The 957-nt window shown below is 71.9% G+C and carries 1 protein-coding gene and 1 pseudogene; one reads left to right on the top strand and one right to left on the bottom strand.

The features are described from left to right. Positions 1 to 812: NtaA/DmoA family FMN-dependent monooxygenase (locus A5481_RS31220; RefSeq protein ID WP_156655677.1), on the top strand; the 812-nt coding region annotated here is incomplete at its 5' end. A 32-nt stretch (positions 813 to 844) separates the two neighbouring features. Here A5481_RS31220 and A5481_RS35530 read toward each other — a convergent pair. Beyond that, a pseudogene (locus tag A5481_RS35530) lies at positions 845 to 957 on the bottom strand (type II secretion system F family protein); the annotation flags it as partial.

The raw sequence follows: 957 nt of genomic DNA, 5'->3' as shown, positions 1-957 counted from the left end.
ACGACGCCTTCCGGCACGACGTCGAGAGCGGGATCTTCTTCGACCCCGACCGGATGCACGTGCTCGATCACCGGGGGCCCCACTTCGCGGTGCGCGGACCCCTCAACGTCGCCCGTCCGGTCCAGGGCTGGCCGGTGATCGTTCAGGCCGGCGCCTCCGAGGCCGGACGCCAGCTCGCCGCCGAAACCGCCGAGGTGATCTTCGGGGCAGCCGGCAGCATCGAGGACGGGCGGCTCTTCGCCGAGGACGTGCGCGGGCGCATGGTGACGGCCGGGCGCGACCCCGGCCACCTCCGGATCCTGCCGGCCTGCTTCGTCGTGGTCGGCGACACGGTCGAGGAGGCGCGGGCGCGTCGCGCCCGTCTCGACGGGCTGGTCCACGAGGCGAGCGCCGTCGCGGCCCTGTCGATCGCCCTCGGCGTCGATGCGCGCGCCTTCGATCCCGACGGCCCCCTGCCGGAGATCCCGGAGAGCAACCAGTCGAAGACCGGGCGCGAGCGGGCGATCGCGCTCGCGCGCCGGGAGAACCTGACCGTCCGGCAGCTGGCGCAGCGTCTCGGTGGCTATGCCGGCCTCGCGATGGTCGGCACGCCGGCGACCATCGCCGACGAGATGCAGGCCTGGCTCGAGGCCGGCGCCTGCGACGGCTTCAACATCATGGTCTCGGACCTGCCGCAGGGACTGTCCGACTTCACCGCCAAGGTGGTGCCGGAGCTGCAGGCCCGCGGCCTGTTCCGCCGCGATTACGAGGGCACGACCCTGCGCGACCATCTCGGCCTGCCCCGGCCGGAGAACCGGTTCTTCTCACGGTAGGGCAGGCCGCCGCCCCACTTCATGCCGAACACTTACTTCATGCTGAAGACCTGCACCATCGCCGGGGTGAGGATCACCACGAACAGCACCGGCAGGAAGAACAGGATCATCGGCACGGTGAGCTTCGGCGGCAGGGCGGCGGCCT

The organism is Methylobacterium platani (assembly GCF_001653715.1).
In the GTDB taxonomy this organism is placed as follows: domain Bacteria; phylum Pseudomonadota; class Alphaproteobacteria; order Rhizobiales; family Beijerinckiaceae; genus Methylobacterium; species Methylobacterium platani.
Note: the sequence above shows the minus strand (reverse complement) of the source record. Positions and strands in the feature narration are given on the sequence as shown.